This window comes from uncultured Paraglaciecola sp. (assembly GCF_913058035.1).
GTDB lineage: Bacteria > Pseudomonadota > Gammaproteobacteria > Enterobacterales > Alteromonadaceae > Paraglaciecola.
In genome coordinates this window covers 1-18,397 of record NZ_CAJXPA010000051.1, presented here as the reverse complement: position 1 = coordinate 18,397, position 18,397 = coordinate 1, and the positions used below count along the sequence as shown (strand labels likewise).

Annotated in this window: 16 protein-coding genes; 4 read left to right on the top strand and 12 right to left on the bottom strand. The window is 42.4% G+C overall.

The features are described 5' to 3' along the window. Nucleotides 1–2: 2 nt before the first annotated feature. From ccmE to ccmA, 5 genes are read right to left on the bottom strand one after another with little or no spacing between them, the layout of a single operon-like run. A complete protein-coding gene (gene ccmE, locus QZ562_RS08820) occupies nt 3–488 on the bottom strand; it encodes a cytochrome c maturation protein CcmE (protein WP_293759238.1) in 486 nt (161 codons plus the stop codon). Then, nucleotides 485–700, bottom strand: a complete 216-nt coding sequence (gene ccmD / locus QZ562_RS08815) for a heme exporter protein CcmD (protein WP_293759236.1) — start codon at nt 698–700, stop codon at nt 485–487. Before ccmD ends, ccmE begins: the two co-directional genes overlap by 4 nt. Continuing rightward, on the bottom strand, nt 700–1,458 hold the full coding sequence (locus QZ562_RS08810) for a heme ABC transporter permease (RefSeq protein ID WP_293759234.1): 759 nt from the start codon (nt 1,456–1,458) through the stop codon (nt 700–702). Before QZ562_RS08810 ends, ccmD begins: the two co-directional genes overlap by 1 nt. Continuing rightward, entirely contained in the window at nt 1,458–2,111 is a 654-nt protein-coding gene (ccmB, locus tag QZ562_RS08805; protein ID WP_293759252.1) for a heme exporter protein CcmB, read from the bottom strand. Before ccmB ends, QZ562_RS08810 begins: the two co-directional genes overlap by 1 nt. 11 nt (nt 2,112–2,122) lie before the next feature. Next, nucleotides 2,123–2,752 carry a cytochrome c biogenesis heme-transporting ATPase CcmA gene (ccmA, locus tag QZ562_RS08800; protein WP_293759233.1) on the bottom strand — a complete coding sequence of 210 codons (630 nt, stop codon included), beginning with the start codon at nt 2,750–2,752 and terminating at the stop codon, nt 2,123–2,125. 292 nt (nt 2,753–3,044) lie between these two features. Here ccmA and QZ562_RS08795 point away from each other — a divergent pair, with 292 nt between their 5' ends. The 3 genes from QZ562_RS08795 to QZ562_RS08785 all read left to right on the top strand — a co-directional run bounded on the left by QZ562_RS08795 (nt 3,045) and on the right by QZ562_RS08785 (nt 6,809). Beyond that, nucleotides 3,045–4,922, top strand: a complete 1,878-nt coding sequence (locus QZ562_RS08795) for a flagellar hook-length control protein FliK (RefSeq protein WP_293759231.1) — start codon at nt 3,045–3,047, stop codon at nt 4,920–4,922. A gap of 21 nt (nt 4,923–4,943) precedes the next feature. Continuing rightward, nucleotides 4,944–5,309: an EscU/YscU/HrcU family type III secretion system export apparatus switch protein gene (locus QZ562_RS08790; protein WP_293759229.1), complete on the top strand. Its 366-nt coding sequence runs from the start codon at nt 4,944–4,946 to the stop codon at nt 5,307–5,309. Between the two features lie 426 nt (nt 5,310–5,735). Next, nucleotides 5,736–6,809 carry a methyl-accepting chemotaxis protein gene (locus tag QZ562_RS08785; RefSeq protein WP_293759227.1) on the top strand — a complete coding sequence of 358 codons (1,074 nt, stop codon included), beginning with the start codon at nt 5,736–5,738 and terminating at the stop codon, nt 6,807–6,809. Nucleotides 6,810–6,920: 111 nt separating this feature from the next. Here the strand turns inward: QZ562_RS08785 and QZ562_RS08780 are convergent, their stop codons facing one another. Beyond that, entirely contained in the window at nt 6,921–7,103 is a 183-nt protein-coding gene (locus QZ562_RS08780; protein WP_293759225.1) for a hypothetical protein, read from the bottom strand. Between the two features lie 1,125 nt (nt 7,104–8,228). Here QZ562_RS08780 and nhaC point away from each other — a divergent pair. Then, a complete protein-coding gene (gene nhaC / locus QZ562_RS08775) occupies nt 8,229–9,704 on the top strand; it encodes a Na+/H+ antiporter NhaC (RefSeq protein WP_293759251.1) in 1,476 nt (491 codons plus the stop codon). 384 nt (nt 9,705–10,088) lie between these two features. Here nhaC and QZ562_RS08770 read toward each other — a convergent pair whose 3' ends face one another. From QZ562_RS08770 to QZ562_RS08745, 6 genes are all read right to left on the bottom strand, one after another. Next, the gene (locus tag QZ562_RS08770) at nt 10,089–10,898 is read right to left on the bottom strand and encodes an electron transfer flavoprotein subunit beta (RefSeq protein ID WP_293759223.1); all 810 of its coding nucleotides are present in this window, start codon (nt 10,896–10,898) and stop codon (nt 10,089–10,091) included. Next, nucleotides 10,885–12,177 (bottom strand): electron transfer flavoprotein subunit alpha/FixB family protein, encoded by a 1,293-nt coding sequence (locus tag QZ562_RS08765; protein ID WP_293759222.1) that lies wholly within the window; start codon nt 12,175–12,177, stop codon nt 10,885–10,887. Before QZ562_RS08765 ends, QZ562_RS08770 begins: the two co-directional genes overlap by 14 nt. After that, complete coding sequence (locus tag QZ562_RS08760; RefSeq protein ID WP_293759221.1) at nt 12,177–14,087, bottom strand: (Fe-S)-binding protein; 1,911 nt, start codon at nt 14,085–14,087, stop codon at nt 12,177–12,179. Before QZ562_RS08760 ends, QZ562_RS08765 begins: the two co-directional genes overlap by 1 nt. Before the next feature lie 114 nt (nt 14,088–14,201). Further along, on the bottom strand, nt 14,202–16,262 hold the full coding sequence (gene dgcA / locus QZ562_RS08755; RefSeq protein ID WP_293759220.1) for a dimethylglycine demethylation protein DgcA: 2,061 nt from the start codon (nt 16,260–16,262) through the stop codon (nt 14,202–14,204). A gap of 52 nt (nt 16,263–16,314) precedes the next feature. Beyond that, nucleotides 16,315–16,845: a 4-vinyl reductase gene (locus QZ562_RS08750; protein WP_293759218.1), complete on the bottom strand. Its 531-nt coding sequence runs from the start codon at nt 16,843–16,845 to the stop codon at nt 16,315–16,317. Nucleotides 16,846–16,848: 3 nt separating this feature from the next. After that, nucleotides 16,849–17,829, bottom strand: a complete 981-nt coding sequence (locus QZ562_RS08745) for a dipeptidase (protein WP_293759216.1) — start codon at nt 17,827–17,829, stop codon at nt 16,849–16,851. Nucleotides 17,830–18,397: the final 568 nt, after the last annotated feature.

The following is an 18,397-nucleotide window of genomic DNA, read 5'->3' as shown; positions in this document are numbered from 1 at the left end:
AATTATTTACCTACCTCAATTTTACCGTAATTAGCTTGTTCTGGTTTAACGTGCTTAATGCCTTTCATCTTTTCTGCCAATTCGGGCGGCATATATTCTTCATCATGTTTTGCCAGCACTTCATGAGCATCAATGTGGTTATTTGTTGTCAACACACCGGTTGCAACAATTCCTTGCCCCTCACGAAACAGATCAGGCAAAATACCTTGATAACTGACTGTCACAGCAGGACCAATATCCACTAGATCAAAACTGACAGCTAACGTTTCTTGGTCGCGTTTAACAGTGCCGGGCACAACCATGCCACCAATACGCAAACGCTGACCGACATCAGGAATTTGCCCTGCTTTACCCTCTATAATTTCGGACGGAGTATAAAATAAATCAATATTTTGGCTCAGTGCATACAACATCAAACCAATAGCGCCTCCCAATACTAGAAAGATTGCGGATACAGCCATCAAACGTTTTTGACGCCTTGGGTTCATGTTGTTTCTCCGTTATTGTTTTTTTCAGCAGCAACTTTAATGCGAGCTTGCCTTGCTTGTTCTTTCAATACTTGAGTCAATAATGTTCGCTTTGAAAAAAACGAGTCTAGCCACAAAATTAATAAACTTAAGGCTGAAGCGCCAAAAGACAACCATACGTATAAACCATAACCACCCATGTCAAAAAAACTATTAAGGTCTTCAAAAGCCATTATTTGCCCTCATTTAGCGTTGAGCTTTTATTTGCTAAAGCTACCACCCAAGGGCGCCTGATTTCTCTTTGAAGTATTTCGTTTTGCATCCGCAATAAGAAAATAGCACCGCAGACAATTACCCAGCCAAGAATAGAAAGCAGTAACGGCCATAACATTTCTGCTGGCATCGAGGGTTTACCCAACTTTAATATAGTGGCGCCTTGATGCAGGGTATTCCACCATTCAACCGAATAATGGATAATAGGTAGATTGATGATACCCACTACAGCCATCACCCCAGCAGCTTTCCCAGCTTGTTGTTTATCTTCAAATGCTTTGTATAAAGAAATCACCCCAAGAAATAAAAATAATAATATTAATTGTGAGGTTAATCGTGCATCCCACTCCCACCATGTGCCCCACATAGGTTTACCCCAAGCAGCACCAGTGATAAGTGACACAAATGTCACCATGGCACCTATGGGTGCCAAAGCCATCATTGCCATAAAAGATGTTTTAACTTGCCAAACTAAACCAATAAAAGCAGACACTGCCATGGCGATATATAAACTTTTTGAAAGCACCGCACTAGGCACATGCACGTAGATAATTCTGTAAGCGTCACTTTGTTGATAATCCGCTGGGGCGAAAGCTAAGCCCCAAAAAGATGCAAATAAAATAACTGCTAAACCCAATAAACTACACCAAGGCAACAATTTTTGGCATAAATGATAGGTGCGTTCAGTTTTAGCGTAAGGATGTAACCACTTCCACATTAGGTTTGACTCACTCTAAGTGCATAAGCAATGGCAAAGGGTGCCAAAGCTAAGGAGAAAAGGAACATAGCACCAATAATTGCTAGCTGCGCACTATATTGCAATTGCATCGAGGCCGATTCGACAGCAGAAGTAGCAAAGATTAATAAGGGTATAAACACTGGCAACAATAACAAAGCTAATAAAACGCCCCCACGGTTTAATCCTACAGTCAATCCTACGGCTATAGCACCAATTAGGCTCAATAAAGGAGTACCCAATAGCAAGGTTTTCAGCAATGCCCAGTACATAGGTTCACTAAGGTGTAAAAACAACGCTAATAAGGGTGATAATACAATCAATGGAAGAATACTGGTTAACCAATGAGCCAATACTTTGACCAAAGCAGCAGCAGGTAATGAAGTACTGGACAACATCAATTGTTCTAATGATCCATCTTCAAAGTCGTCCCGAAATAATCTCTCTAAACCCAATAAAGAAGATAATATGGCGGCCACCCAAATAACCCCAGGACCAATCAGTTGTAACGTTTTTGGTTCAGGCCCCACTCCTAGTGGAAAAAGGCTGATCACCAAAATAAAAAATAACATGGGCTGCATAAGCTCAGCTCTTTGTCTGTAGGCCAAAGCTAAGTCGCGTTTTAAAATAGCCATCAATGCTGCCACTAAATTCGATACTCCAAGGTTATTTCATCGGTTGGGTAGTCTAAGCGCAAAGCTTGATGAGAAGTCACCACCACAGACCCACCGATGCCAAGAAATTGAGTAATCTGTTTGCTTAACAACTCAATACCTTGAGTATCAAGAGCAGTAAATGGTTCATCCAAAATCCATAATTTTGCATCTTGTTTAAACCAAAACCTTGCCAATGCAACTCTACGTTGTTGTCCAGCCGATAAATTAGCAACAGGAATATCTTCTAAACCCACTAAGTTAAGCTTAGCCAAGGTACAAAAAATTGTATCAACTGAAATAGTGACTTGGTGCTGCTTGCACCAAAACTCTAAGTTTTCCAGCGCACTTAAAGTCAGATTTATTCCAAGTTTATGACCAAAATAAACCAAATGTTGATAGTAATTTTCTCGATAATCTTTAATGTCTTGTTGACAAAAATGCACTTCGCCAGAATCAGGCTCAACTAAACCAGCAAGAACTCTTAGCAAACTGGTTTTACCTGCTCCATTTTGCCCTTTGACGTAAAGTAAAGTACCTCGCTCGACATCAAAGTTTATATTTTCAAACAACAATCTATCTCTTTTCACTACAGATAAATTAGTCACGGAAAGAACTGTCAAATGTATTCTCGTTTCTTTTATAAAAATAATGTGATGTGCGTAACAAACATGTGACAAAAAGTGTGACAAAGCAGCGATCAATCTAAGGTCAATAATATCATAGGGTTTGGCCCTGACCTACTAGCTAGAACAAATAGTTAATAGCAATTAGTAACAAAATAATCAGCAAAGATAGGCCCAAACAACACCATAGAGTTCAAACTATAAACAAGCCGATTAGCCAAACGGCCCAAGTTTCACGTAAGCTACACCTTAATTTTTACTTTTCTTAATATCAGCCGATAATATTTATATGCCTGACATTCCCCACTCCTCAATAGCAACCTTATCTCAGGCACTCATTCAGTTGAGTCAATTATCCACTTCACCTGAGGTGTCTCGCCATGGTGTTGAGGTATTGGTTAAACATTTAGCTGGCAAGGTTTTAAGTTTAAGTAGAAATACTGTTTCGCAAGGTAGAGACGTTTTATTAAATAATCCTGATATAAAGGGAAGATTAGGCGAAGGCCAAGTTCTTCAAGTAAAATTATCCGTAGAAAATAATCCTACTCTCGCATTTTTCTCCCCTGCAAGTGCCAAATCTACGAGTATAATTTCGCTCACTGAGCAACAACTACAACGTTTACTAAAATTACCTGCAAATCAAATAATCCCCAGTAACGTACTAGCGAAATCAGTTAACGTTGAATTGCCTATGCAGCCAGTTTTACAGCAACTAAGCCAAATGAAGGATGGACAAAACCAAGGACTGATTCAAAAATTACAGCCCTTAATTATCGATAAGATAGACCTGAAAATAAAACCGAATGGTGAAATTGAATTATTACTACAAGGTATTAAACCTGTAGCGAGCATTCCTGTCACCAAGGAGATTGCCCAAGCTTTAGCGCCACTCAAATTGCCTCATCAACAAGCAGTCACTAAACGACTTAATTTACCCAGTGATGCTATTAAACAGATCCAGGTGCAGACGCAGACGCAAACACAGGCACAAACTCAGGCACACTCCAAAATACCTCGCCCAGAAACGAACACAAATATTCAAAGCCCGGGTTCTGAGGCACTGCAAAAAAATATTGATAATAAGTTTAGGTCTGTGCTGCCACCCGCAGATACCAAAAAGTATCAAGAAACGTCATTCAGCATGAAAGAGGCAATTCATAACTTAACGGCTGCGGTTCAAGAAAGACCTTTGCCGCAAAGTGTGATCAACCAAACTCTGCTCTCTAATAAATCAGAACAAATTAGTTTAGTACAAAGTTTATTGCGTATCGTACAGCCCAAATCAGAAGCCCCTGCCATTACATTACAATCAATAGAAAAGGCGTTAGCCGATGACGACTTTTTCAAGGGGGCAACCGAAAAATCAAGCAAACAATTAATTGAACAAGTATTACAGCAAATTAAACAATCTCTACCCCAAGGTAAAGAGCAAGACGCTAATCAAATAAGACAACTATTAACTACTCCGGCACTAAGTTTGTCAGCTTCACAAATGGTTATCCCCGCTCCAAGCCAAGGATTAATGAGTGGTTTGGTTACTCTATTACAGATGTCTCTCAGTGCGAGATTGGCTCGAAGTCAATCTAAACGATCTGAACACATAACATCAACATTAAATAATGTATTAAACAACACAGGTCATGTAAAACCAGATGTATCAATAAAAGCTCTGAACGACATGTCGCAGTTAGAACGAAAGCACCAATTAATGAAGGAAATTGGTCGACTTTTATCGGGGCATCAGACAAACAAGCTCAGCAACGCAGAACAAATGATCCAAGGTCAAGAGACTTTTTATTACAATTTACCTTCGGCACTAGGTGGAAGTTTTAAAGATATTGAATTGTTAATTAAACGAGAAGATAACAACAAAGAAGCGCCATCATCTGATGAACAAAGCAATAAAATGTGGCAACTCACCATGAAATTAGCTGTCGGTAAAATAGGTGAAATCTTAACTAAGGCGAAATTAAGAGAGAATACTTTAGAAATACATTTTTATGCTTCTAATGAAGCAGTGAAAATTCAAGTAATGAACTACCTGCCGCTATTACTCAGAAAACTGGACTCACTAGGCATTGAAGTGAGCAAAAGCGATTGCCAGTTAGGGAAAATCCCCGATACTTTGCGACAACGTCCCAATCATGTCTTTCAAGCTAAAGCTTAACATCCAGAGGCACATACTCTAATGACAGACAAAACAAAAACAAAACAAAAAAGCGCGGTTGGTCTTAGATACCAACAAAATAACCAAGCTGAGCCACTTAAATCTGACAGTGCCGGTGGGGCAATATCCAGCGGAGCACCCACCATAATTGCGAAAGGTTTTGGCGACTTAGCAGAAGAAATTGTTGCACTCGCCAGACAAAACGGAGTGTTAGTGCATGAAGATCCTTATCTTAGTGACTTTCTCGCGACCTTAGACCTAGGCCAAGAAATACCCGACCAGCTTTATCATGTAATAGCAGAACTCATATCGTTCTCATATGTACTGCAGGATAAATTTCCAGATAGTTGGGCAAAAATGCATCATAAAGTTTCTAAAAAGGTTTGAGCTATATTTTCGACGACTATTTTGAATCACGCATATGACGTTTTAAAGTGGTAATAAATTTTATAAACGTCATATAAGTGACTAAGCCAACACCCCAAAATTTTATATAAGTTAAAAGTTATCCATTAACATCAGTATATTAAAAAGAAAGTGACATAGTATTCTTTACCAAAAAATTAGCTCTCGACTGGCTTTCCCCTACTATTTTATCTAATTAGGGCGCATTATTGGCCTATCAATGGTTCTAATGGCCTCAGTGTTTTATTTAAACATCATAATTGGTTCAGTTATGTGTTTATCAGCCGAAAACTAAGAAAGACAAAAATTACACAAGTCTTGAATAAAGAGTTACGTCTTAAATTCTTGCTAGTTATAAAAAGGGACATTGGACCTTTATTATTTATTAAATATGTGGAGTCTCAATTCATGTTGGTCAGTAAAAGCAGATATGTTGAATTAGAAGAAAAGTTAGCTCGTGTGGAAGCAGAAAAAAATCGCTATAAAACTGAGAACGAAGATCTTATCACTGAGTTAAGTCATGTAAAGGAAGTGTCGGCCATTCAACAAGAAGTCACTTTTGACAAACAGATTTGGCCCAATTTACTCGATTGTATTGGTCAGGTGACAAGTATTAGAGAATCCGTCCTGTCCTCATATGAAGTCATCCATAACGAGTCTCAATCTATTGATGAGCTGAATCAAGTACTAGAAACAGGTCAAAAATCCATAACTGATATTGCTGGAGGTATGGAGCAAATAACTGAAAAAATGCAAAATATGTCACAAAGTATGGCTAATTTAGAAGCGATTGCTGACAGCATCAATTCATTTGTAGTGACCATATCCAAAATCTCTGATCAAACCAATTTGTTAGCACTGAATGCGGCGATTGAAGCGGCTAGAGCTGGAGACGCAGGTCGAGGGTTTTCAGTTGTAGCGGATGAAGTTAGAAGCTTAGCAAGTAATACCAGCAAATCTGCAGAGGAAGTAGGTGGGCTTATTGCCAGAATTAAACAAGATACAGAGTCAGGCGTTAAATTTGCCACTGCACTTGAAGAATCAAACGTCAAATTATCTAATACCATTGCTGGCTTAGATGCCAGTTATACGGGTATTAACACTACAGTCGGCGCAATGAAATCATCCATTGGAGGGTTGACGGATAGAAGCTTCATTCAAACGGTGAAGTTGGATCATATAGTTTGGAAAGGCGAAGTATATGAAGTAGCCTTAGGTCGCTCTCGAAAATCTATAGATTCATTTGTAGATTATAAACAATGTAGATTAGGACAATGGTCCAACAATGAGCAGTCGAGTCAGTACCAAAAAAGTTCATCTTTTAAAGCAATCGACAGGCCTCACTCTGAAGTACATCAAAATGGTATTACTGCTTTAAAACAGTTGCAAGATGGTGATGTCAAACAAAGCTTACTTTCCTTTGAAAAAATGGAACAAGCCAGTATGCAGCTTATTAATATCTTAGACGACTTATATCACTAAGGTTAATGTGTAGTCGTTCTTATATGACTTAATCATTCCCTGTTTTCAACGCATAAAAACCCCGCTATTTTAGCGGGGTTTTTGTTTTTAATATTCAGATGACAAAACGTCTCATTTTTCAGCTTCATCAGTCTGTTCAGTCTGTTCAGTCTGTTCAGTCTCTAGGATAATCTTCCCATCGGTTAACGCTTTGCTCGCCAATAAATTAGGATTACATCGACCACATAAATCGATTGAGAACAAAGTCAGTTTTGCCGTTCCACATTCCGAATGGAGTATGTACGGTATCTGCACACACGCCTAAAAAGTTTTACTGCAGTCATCGACTGCTTATTGTATTGCGGTATGTTCCAAGGCAAAAATATGACATAGCATACAATCTGATGTGGCCGAGGTTCAGTCAATGGAGTTTACTCCGCATCAATCCTTGGTTATGTCTGCAAAGAATGCCGTGTCCGTCAATTATCCGGAGGCATGCCTTGACTATCTCACACACTTTTAAGCGTTGAAATAAGCAATGACCTCTTGGCACAAATAAGCGATAGATTGCAACAACAATGTGGCAATCCCATAGAATTAGATAGCTGGCAGATGTTGTCGCAAAACATCTGCACTCCTCACTCCTCACTCCTCACTCCTCACTCCTGACTTCCTCACGTCCTCACTCGCAGAGCACGCAAAGGCTATTAGAACTTTTCTTTTTTTTATTTTATTTTATTTTATTTTATTTAGTTTTGTTGAAGATGAAACCGAGCGAAATATCGCCATTAATTTTGGCATGTACCTAAAGCCATCGGATTGCAGCTAAGCGGAAAAGAAACTCAGCCCCATGAGCTTAGAGAAATTAAGTGATTGGGGTGAGCGAGAGCAGCCAACAACGCTGCAGCTTCAAGAAAAACGGCTATAAATGCACTTATTGCCCGTAGATTAAAGCATCGGACTCGTGACTTTATTCTGCAAGCGTTTGACGAGTATTCCGATAAAATAAGCGTTTTGTATGTCATGTCGATAATCAGAGCTCTACGCTAATTCCAATCCTTGCATCGCCAACAAGTATGTTACTTGCCATCACCTGCTCTTCAATATATTGAGAACGTAGCGTAAAGATGTGTATTTTAATACCTTGTCATGGTCGTATCTTAAGAAGCACATACGTTAACTTGACCGCCGTGTTATCAGCATTAAATGACATAGATGAGGCAAGGCTTGAGGTTAATGACTCATTACTCCTTATAAGCGACCACATCGTAGGAATTACCGACAAATGGCGCAGTCCACCCTTTATTGTTGAAACCGTTATGTTAGCTTGCAACTTAGACAATCAAAAATACAAAGACCAAAAATTCATGAACCCGTTTTAGACATTTCTTGACAGTCACAAAAGCCATTCATTTGATGTTAAAAATGATGACAGGAAGGATGTACATGAACCACCATAATGGTACTAAACCAAGTTTTGCGATGGCCTTACTACCCATCGCTCTGACACTGCTGCTACTCACGATACAATTGTTTGTATTCAACGATTTTACACCGCACATTCCCCTGGCTATAGGCATAGGGATCACCGCAATACTTGCAAGATTCAGAGGCTATAAATGGCATTATATTGAAGGCGGAGTGTTCAATGCCTTACGTATCGCACTGCCATCTATTGCAATCTTAATTACCGTTGGGATGATAGTGGCAATATGGATAGCCAGCGGCACAGTCCCTGTCTTGATATATTATGGTCTTAAGCTTCTCAGTCCTGAATTTTTCCTAGCATCAGGAATGTTATTATGTGCAATTGTCTCAGTATCCTTAGGGACCTCTTGGGGGACGGTTAGCACTATAGGTTTAGCATTAGTGGGCATAGGGGCTGGATTTAATATCCCAATATATTGGACTGCGGGGGCCGTTGTCTCAGGCGCTTTTTTTGGTGATAAAATGTCCCCCTTATCAGATACAACAAATTTAGCGCCTGCAGTCACCGGAGTTAACCTTTTTGATCATATCAAAAATATGCTCCCCACAACCTTCCCCTCTATGCTGATTGCATTATGTATCTATTTATTTGTTGGCTTTAATGTTGTTGATACACAATCTGTCGACTTTACAAGCATTAACGTCATTACAACAGGCTTAGAAACTAGCTTCAACTTATCTGCTTGGCTATTACTTCCGCCAGCGATTGTGTTGTTTCTTTCTTTAAAACGGATGCCATCCCTGCCCTCATTATTTGCTGGTGTTATTGCAGGTGCGGCACTGGCGATTACCTTACAAGGTTTCTCTTTGCATGAAACATTTCAATTTATGCAAAATGGCTTCAGTATTAATACGGGTGTCACAGAGCTAGATTCCCTGCTTAACCGCGGCGGTATTCAGTCAATGGCCTGGGTAATCACGCTGGTAATGATATCGCTTGGCTTTGGTGGGGCTCTGGAGCGTACACATTGTTTAGAGATCATAATTGAAGTGATATTAAAAAAAACACATTCATTTTTTGGACTACAAGCTGCTGCAATGGGAACCGCTTTTGCAACTAACCTGGTTGCTGGAGATCCCTATCTATCGATTAGCTTACCCGGTCGGATGTTTGCGCCAGCCTACATTAAGCGAGGTTACTCTAAACTTAATCTTTCGCGGGCAGTGGAAGAAGGTGGCACCTTAATCTCTCCACTTATTCCCTGGAACGCAGGAGGAGCCGTTGTCATTACCTCCTTAGGTTTAGGTATTGCCGAAGGGAATATAGAAAACTTACTCTATATCCCCTTCGCTTTTGCTTGTTGGCTATCGCCCTTAATTGGACTCATCTATGCTGCAACGGGGCGCTTTTCGCCTAAGTTAAGCACCGCAGAACACGACCAACTACCAACAGCAGCAACACAAGATATGGATCCCATTGAGGCCTAATAAACAATAAGAAAAACAAAAGCTTCCCTAATAGGAAGGCTGTCGGCCTACTGTTTACATGCTGCACTGTGTTTAATCTAATGGCGACTTAACTACCTAAGTCATAGTTTTTAAGTAACTTAGCATAGCTCATTCAACACATTTTCGGCATAAAACTGAATGTCAATCACTGGTAGCCAGCCCTTTAACTGATGACTGGATATAGCAGTTTGCAACGTGCAATGATGTGCTTATAGCGATATGCAGGGCAAGTATGGGTAGATCTTCAGCGACCTTTAACGGCCGTGACTATCGCTGTGTTGTCGGCCAGCGTCTTAACTTGAAAACTTAAGTTGAAGACTTAATTTGAAGTCTTAATTTGAAGTCTTAACTGAAGCGCCTTACTCAAATAATGCCTTCACTGATCAGCATTTTTAAAATTTCTTGGGTTGATTCTTTACTGTCGTAGATTACTTTTCCAGCGCCTCCCTGCACCTTAGCAGTTGCCGCTTTAAAACGATCAGCGGCAGTTTTGGCTTTGACAACTTTTAGCCTTTTAGGACGTTTTTGTGCGCCATTAACTTGCCATTTACTCTGTTCAAAATCCTTATGGTAAGCATTACATTGTTTAACGACCAGCTCACCGCGCATGGCACATCCGTAAGCACTTTGTCTTGGTGCAGGTGCTGATATATCAACAGTCGCAATAAAGGGTAGGTTGACTTTTACTTTTCGCCGTTGGCCTCTTGGCAAGGCTTGCAACACCTTGGCATGTCCGGCTTGCTTATCAATGGATACAATGTGTGTTATCGACGCAACTATCGGTATATTAAGTTGCTCTGCCAGCAAATAAGGTAACATGCCCGAGGATTCACCCTTTTCAGCCTGCACTCCGGTTAAAATCACGTCTGGTGTGTTAGCGCTAAAATATTCTAGCAACGTTGTGGTGACATCAGTATGTTCAGGTACATCTATTATCTGTATATGCTTCAGGCCCATACCCAGGTAATCCCTTAACACGGCTGTTGCATCAGTGTTGTGTGCTGGACCTGCATACAAACAGTTTAATTTATCTGTAGCTGATGTTAAGCCAAGCTCTATGGCACGGGCATCCTGTTCAGCCCGTCGGGGACGTCCTGATAAGGGATGTTCACCAATAGAGACAAGCGTGCTAATACTAATATCTTGCGCAATAGCCGTATTATCCTTTGTCATGATTGACACCTTCATATTGGCGATTTTGTGCTGCATTTTGTGCTGAATTTTGTCTTGCACTTTGCCCTACATTTTGTCCCGCACGGTGTTGTTCAACTAAATTGCGTAAATCGTTCAGTATGACAGTACTGTCTCCGATCGCACTCAGGTCAGCACGTTTAACCATATCACACTTGTCATCGCTGTTAATCGCCACCACTTTGTCACATTGGGCTATACCCTGCATATGTTGAATGGCACCTGAAATACCTACGGCAATGTAGACTTTTGCCGTGACCCAGGTACCTGATGCACCAACCTGACGATCCCGTGGCATATACCCATCATCTACCGATACGCGGCTGGCGCCTTCCGTTGCCCCTAGTGTTTTTGCCGTCAAATGAAATACAGGCCAATCTTTTACGCCATTACCGCCGGATAAAATAAAACCTGCTTCGGCCAAGTTAACGGCGTTAGGATCAACGCTGAGATTGCCCTGGTCAAGCATGCTACTATTAACTGCTGCAGTATAAAAAGGCAACAACTGGCTTTGATGACGTGTCTCACTCACCGGCTCACAACACTCTTCAAGTACCAATAATATTTTCGTCATAGGGCGAATAATGTCTGTTTTACCGGCTGCACCACGGCATAGTAGTTGCTCATCCGTTACTTTCCAAACGCCACACGCCACTCGTTGCCCAAGTCTGGCAGCTAAACGGCGGCCTAAATCTCCACCACCATGGATGCTGTCTGGTAGTAGAATATGTTTGGGTTGCAGTTCATTGACAATATTGTATAAGTCGACACAACGTTGCTCTGGGTTGTAACGTTGATACTCACTTGAGTCAAAGTGAATTAGACGATCAATGCCCGCAGTTTCTAGTTTGTCTTCTTTGAGTTCACCAAAGGCCACCGCTAACACCGCACCTTTACCGTTATTGTTATTCGCCAATTGATGCGCCAGTCCTAGGGTATCTCTGTCATGACTGGTTAAACGAGCGGACACTAAATCCAATGCGACCAGGATGTAAAAGTCCGCTTCTTCTACTTGATGCAGAGGTAAAGTAAGCTCGGCTGGCTTAACGCTTATACGATTTAAGGGGCTATGGTTTGAGTCACCCGAGCGGTCAATACGATTTATACCATTAGGGCCAATAAAACCGATGTTGTGCAAATTTTTGCGTAGCAATCCACTAGGGCCCCGTTTAGGCTGCGCACTGTTTGCCTGGTGTAGAGGGTGCAGTCTATTGCGCCCTATCCATTGTGCCCTTGGGTCGCGACGGAAAATATCATGCATTAGGCCTCCTCATCACTCAAAGCATCGAGCATCAATTCAGCAATGTCTTTAACTTGAGGACGCGGTTCAACCACACCTTCTAACATCTGACTACATCCAGGACAGGCTACTGCGACAATTTCCGCTCCAGTGGATTTGGCGTCATCCATGCGCATATCTGGGATCCGTTGTTTACCAGGAATGTCCGTCACTGCAGCACCGCCTCCCCCCCCACAACAGCGGGATTTGGATTGACTGCGCTGCATTTCTTTAACATTAATGCCCATCGCTTCGAGTAAATAACGCGGCGCATCGTATTCCCCGTTGTATCGACCTAAATAACAAGGGTCATGGTAAGTAAGAGAAATGGCATTATTTGTATTCAGTTTAATTTTATCATTTTTAACTAGGTCAGCAAAAAAGCCAGTATGGTGATAAACATCGTAGTGACCGCCAAAGTCGGCATATTCATTCTTAAGGCAATGAAAAGCATGAGGATCTGCGGTCACTATATGCTTAAACTCAAACTGGCTCATGGTAGCAATATTGATTTTCGCCAAACGTTGAAAGGTGACCTCATCTCCTAAACGCCGGGCCAAATCGCCGCTGTCGCATTCACTTTCACCCAACACCGCAAAGTCAACTTTAGCGGCTCTTAACAAAGTGATCATAGCGCGCAGAGTGCGCTGATTGCGCATATCAAACGCCGCATCACCAATCCACAACAACACGTCGGCGCGATCTACATCGCTGCCAAACACGGCTAAATTTTGGTCTGCGGCCCAATTCATTCTACTGTTTGGGGCATGACCATTGGGATTGTCAGTGGTATTTAAATTATCTAATACTTCAGCTCCTTTGCCGGGTGTTTTTCCCTTTTCCATGGTTTCGAAACGGCGCATGTCAACAATGGCATCAACATGTTCAATCATCATTGGACATTCTTGTACACAAGCCCGGCACGTAGTACAAGACCATAGGGTATTGGCTTCCAACAGCACATCAACGATGGGGATAACAGCCCCACCCTTGTGGCTACCGAGCTCAACGCCAGGGTATGTGCTTCCGGCGAATTTAGCAGTATTACCACCCGCCATGCCGACCACCATGTCCTGAATGATTTTTTTCGGATTTAGCGGTTGCCCCGCCGCGAATGCAGGACACGCTTTTTCGCAGCGGCCACATTCAACACAGGCATCAAAGCTTAATAACTGATTCCATTTAAAATCTTCTGGTTTTTCTACGCCTAATTTATCTTTTTCCAGATCAATGCTGATTAAGCCGGTTGAACGGCCGCCTCCAAAGCGACCCTGACGACGGTGTAAACCCAAATGCAGTGCGCCCGCAAAGGCATGTTTCATTGGCCCACCCCACGTCATGCCAAAAAACATTTCGCCCATACCCCAGACGATCCCAGCAACTAACAAAATTACCAGTAACCCACTCCCTGAATCAATTGGTAATAAGCCAGAAGCAGGTAGAGTTAACACAAAAAAACTTGAGGAAAAAATCAGCAAGCTATAAGGCAGTCGCGACCAGGGACCGAGTGATAGATTAGGCGGCGGATTGATACGGCGCATTAAAACAAAGATTGCGCCAACAAACATTAAGCCACTCGATGCTAAGAGTGCATAATTAAGGATATTTGTAGCAACATCAAACAGGTAAATTAAAATAACCAATAGGGCGGTTAATACAAAGCCACCTGCGGTCGCCACATGGGTATTGGATATATATTTATCACTGGCTACCACATGATGCAGATCCACCAAATAACGCTTTGGGATGGAAAATAATCCTGCCCAGTGAATAGTCGACTCCTGCCCCTGGCGCCATAACAATATTCTGCGCAGCGCACCTACTAAGAGTAGCACCAACGCAAGTAGGATTAATATGGGTAACAGTTGCGCTAAAAATTCTGCAAAAGACATGACAATACCTATATTGAGATGGGTTCTTAACATTCACAATTAACATCAAGTTAGGCACTCATTCACCCAGCATTGACCTAATTAGTGCAAATTGTGGTTCGCTATGCAAGTTAACTAAAAATCCTTGCACAGACGTAATGCATCATAGATCGCGGCGTGTGTATTACGCTGAGCAACACAATCACCAATACGATAAAGCAGATAACCATCACCTGACTCTGACAAGGCTGGCTGAGGTTTGGCAGCATACAAGGCTTCGATATCAATTTGCCCTTTGTTCCGCGAATCATGCTTAAGTTGGAAATATAATTGCTCATCCGGGCGCACGCCGTTTTCAACCACGACTTGGTCAACCACTCTTTCTTCTTGCTGCCCGGTATATTCATTTTCCAATACGGCGATCAATTTATCCCCTTCACGGTAGACCTTTTCTAGTACCAAATCAGAGCTCATGATCACTTCACGCTCATACAAACTCCGATAATAAGTAGGGAAAGTAGTCCCACCCACAGCCGCACCGGGTTTGATGTCGTCAGTCACCATTTCAACTTGTGCGCCGGCGTGAGCTAGAAAATCAGCCACCGACAAGCCACTGAATTCACAAATAGTGTCGTACACCAATACATTTTTACCCGGTGCTACTGTGCCATTGAGAATGTCCCACGAACTCACCACTAAACCTTCGGCTGCGCCCCAATGAGTGTTTTGGGTCAGGAACGGTTCACCACCGGTAGCTAAAATAACGACATCGGCATTCATCCCACGGATCGTGGTTTCATCAGCTCCAGTATTTAACTTCACATCCACGCCCAAACGGGCCAATTCCAGGGCAAACCAACGGGTGATCCCAGCAATTTGATCCCGTTGTGGTGCTTTGGAGGCAATGGTAATTTGCCCTCCTAGTTCAGGCTTTTTTTCAATCAAGCTAACTTTGTGACCTCTTTCGGCACATACACGAGCCGCTTCCATACCCGCAGGTCCGCCTCCAATGACCACCACTTTGCGAATGATACCGCTAGTTTTTTGGATAATATGTGGCATGGTGGACTCTCGGGAAGTGGCAGCATTTTGAATACACAACACGTCCAATCCTTCATACTGACGGTCGATGCAATAGTTCGCACCCACACATTGTTTGATTTGGTCAATCTGATTGAGTTTAATTTTGGTGATTAAATGAGGATCTGCAATATGGGCTCGGGTCATACCCACAAAGTCCACGTAACCAGCTTCAAGAATACGTTGAGCCTGATTCGGATCTTTAATGTTTTGGGCATGCATGACCGGTACATCAACCACTTCTTTTATACCCGCTGCAAGATGTAGAAAGGGTTCAGGTGGGTAACTCATATTGGGAATAACGTTGGCCAGGGTATTATGGGTGTCACAGCCAGAGCCGATCACACTAAAAAAGTCCAGCAGACCCGTTTTATTGTAGTACGCCGCAATTTCTTTCATGTTTTCGTGGTTTAGACCATCAGCATGAAATTCATCGCCAGTAATACGTAAGCCCACCGCAAAATCACGCCCCACTTCTACGCGCACCGCTTTTAGCACTTCCATACCAAAGCGCATGCGGTTTTCGAAACTGCCACCCCATTCATCGGTGCGTTGGTTGACTCTTGGACTCCAGAACTGGTCGATCAAATGTTGATGCACGGCAGATAATTCAATGCCGTCCAAACCACCAGCTTTGGCCCGTCCCGCGGCTTTGGCAAAATCAGCGATAATACGCTGCATCTCTTCGACCTCAATGGACTTGCAGGTTGCACGATGCACCGGTTCACGGATCCCACTGGGGCTGACCAATGTGCTCCAGTTACCACCGTCCCAACGAGAACGACGTCCCATATGAGTGATTTGGATCATAATTTTGCCGCCGTGTTTATGCACCGCATCGGCTAAATTTTGAAAATGAGGAATAATTCTATCAGTGGACAAATTGACTGATTTCCACCATTCCTGAGGACTATCAATTGACACCACACTTGAGCCACCACAAATACAAAGCCCGACACCACCTTTGGCCTTTTCTGCATAATATTTCACATAACGTTCTGTGGTCATGCCCCCTTCGGTGGCGTACACCTCGGCATGTGCGGTACTGACCACACGATTGCGGATGGTGAGTTGATTAATTTTTAGTGGCTTAAATAATGCGTCAAACTGCGCCATGTTGCCCTCTCAGGATAAAGTAATGATATTGGATTGGATTATCTGTTCGAGCCTACAGCGGTGACACGTCAAAAAGCCCAAATTCACAGCCATCTTCGGCAGCACATTGCACCTGTATGGCCTGAGTTTTAACCTCATAACCAAGACTGTCAGCGATTTGATCCATGGCACCTGCAAACCAGCCCGTAAACATATAATCTACTTTCCGATTAACTTTTCCGTACTGATATACAAAGGCTGAGTGTTCCAATCGAACTCGCGCCGTACCTGCTTTTAAATCCAGAGATTCGGTAATAAAAAAACCCCATCCACGCTGCGATAAACGTTTCATATAATGTTCAAATACAGCCTCACCCGATAACCCATGGGCTTCGGCTTCTTTTTCGCACCAGTAATAGGCCGATTTATACCCGGCTTTATATAAAACTTCGGCATATTTTTCAGCGCCTAACGCTTCTTCTATTGCCATATGATTGTTAACAAAAAAGTGCCGTGGCACATATAACATTGGCAACGAATCGGTGCTCCATACACCCGTTTCATCATCGACTTGTATCGGCATGTCTGGACTGTGACTGGTCATCGACTATTCTCCCCATACGTCTTGTAAGACATTGACCCAGTTTTCACCCATCACTTTGCGGATTTTTTGCTCTGACCAGCTATGCTTCAACATGGTCGCGGTTAAATTGGGAAATTCACCTAAGGTGCGTATCCCTAATGGGTTCACAATTTTTCCAAATTGAGTCAAACGCCTCGCGTAACCTTTATCGTGCGTCAACATATCAAAAAAGTGTTGATCATGGCCCTGAGTGAAGTCGGTGCCTATACCGACACAATCTTCACCAACCAGATCAATCACATAATCCATCGCTTCAACATAGTCATCAACGGTTGAATCAATGCCATTTTTCAAAAAAGGGGCAAACATAGTGACCCCGATAAAACCGTTTTTATCGGCAATAAATTTTAATTCTTCGTCAGACTTATTACGCGGGTGCTCTTTAAGACCTAAGGGTAAACAATGGGAATAACACACGGGTTTAGTTGATGCCTCAATCACCTCGATTGAGGTTTGTGGTCCTACATGACTAAGATCACACATAATGCCGACCCGGTTCATTTCAGCCACGATTTCACGACCAAAGCCAGACAATCCACCGTCCCGTTCATAACAGCCAGTGCCGACTAAATTTTGCGTGTTGTAGGCCATCTGTACGACACCCACACCAAGCTTTTTGAATATTTCCACATAGCCTATTTGATCTTCAAACGCATTCGCATTTTGAAAGCCTAAAATGATGCCGGTTTTGCCTAGTTCTTTAGCCAGTGCTATATCAGAAGTCTTAGTCACAGGTATAATGAGGTCACTATCGTGTTGAAAAAAGTTATTAAACTCGACAATGTTATTCACCGTCTCCTGAAAACCTTCCCACACTGACACAGTGCAGTTGGCTGCAGTCAAGCCACCGCGGTGCATATCTTCAAAAAGAGTTCTGTTCCATTTGGCGATCACCAAACCATCAAATATAATGGAGTTGCTATGCAACTCTTGTGCGTTTTGCATGTCTTTATCCTCAAATTACCGAAGCTTTTTTGACTGTTGAACGAAGTATAAATCTTGATTCAGTCTAGCATTGGCAATATGGCTGATTTGGACTAATACGACTCATTATTGGCTAAACACGTCGTGTTTGTCGTAAATGCACAGTAGATCCATCCTAACCAAAAATCCCACAATAATGTAAGCCCACCGTCGCTCAGGCCATGAGGAAATACCCTTGATATATTGGACACGAATATCTAGATATCCTGTGTTTTTTGGGTAAATATTTGGCAGGAAAATGAATTAACTATTAGGTAAAGGGATATTCAACCCGTGCTGCAAAAGTTGCATAAGCTGTCGGTTTGACTGGTACATGCCGTGTATTAGAAGATATTTTTTATATGTACCCAAAGCCATTCGAGTTATAGCTAGGTGGCAAAATAACTCAGCTCCATGAGCTTAAACTGACTAAATGCGACGCGGTTGGCGCAACGCCGGTTACCGACAACGGTCAACAACGCTGCCGCTTCAAAGGGGGGCTGGTATTCAACTAAGGCTGGTAGTGCAAGCTCTGAAAAAAGAATATTGG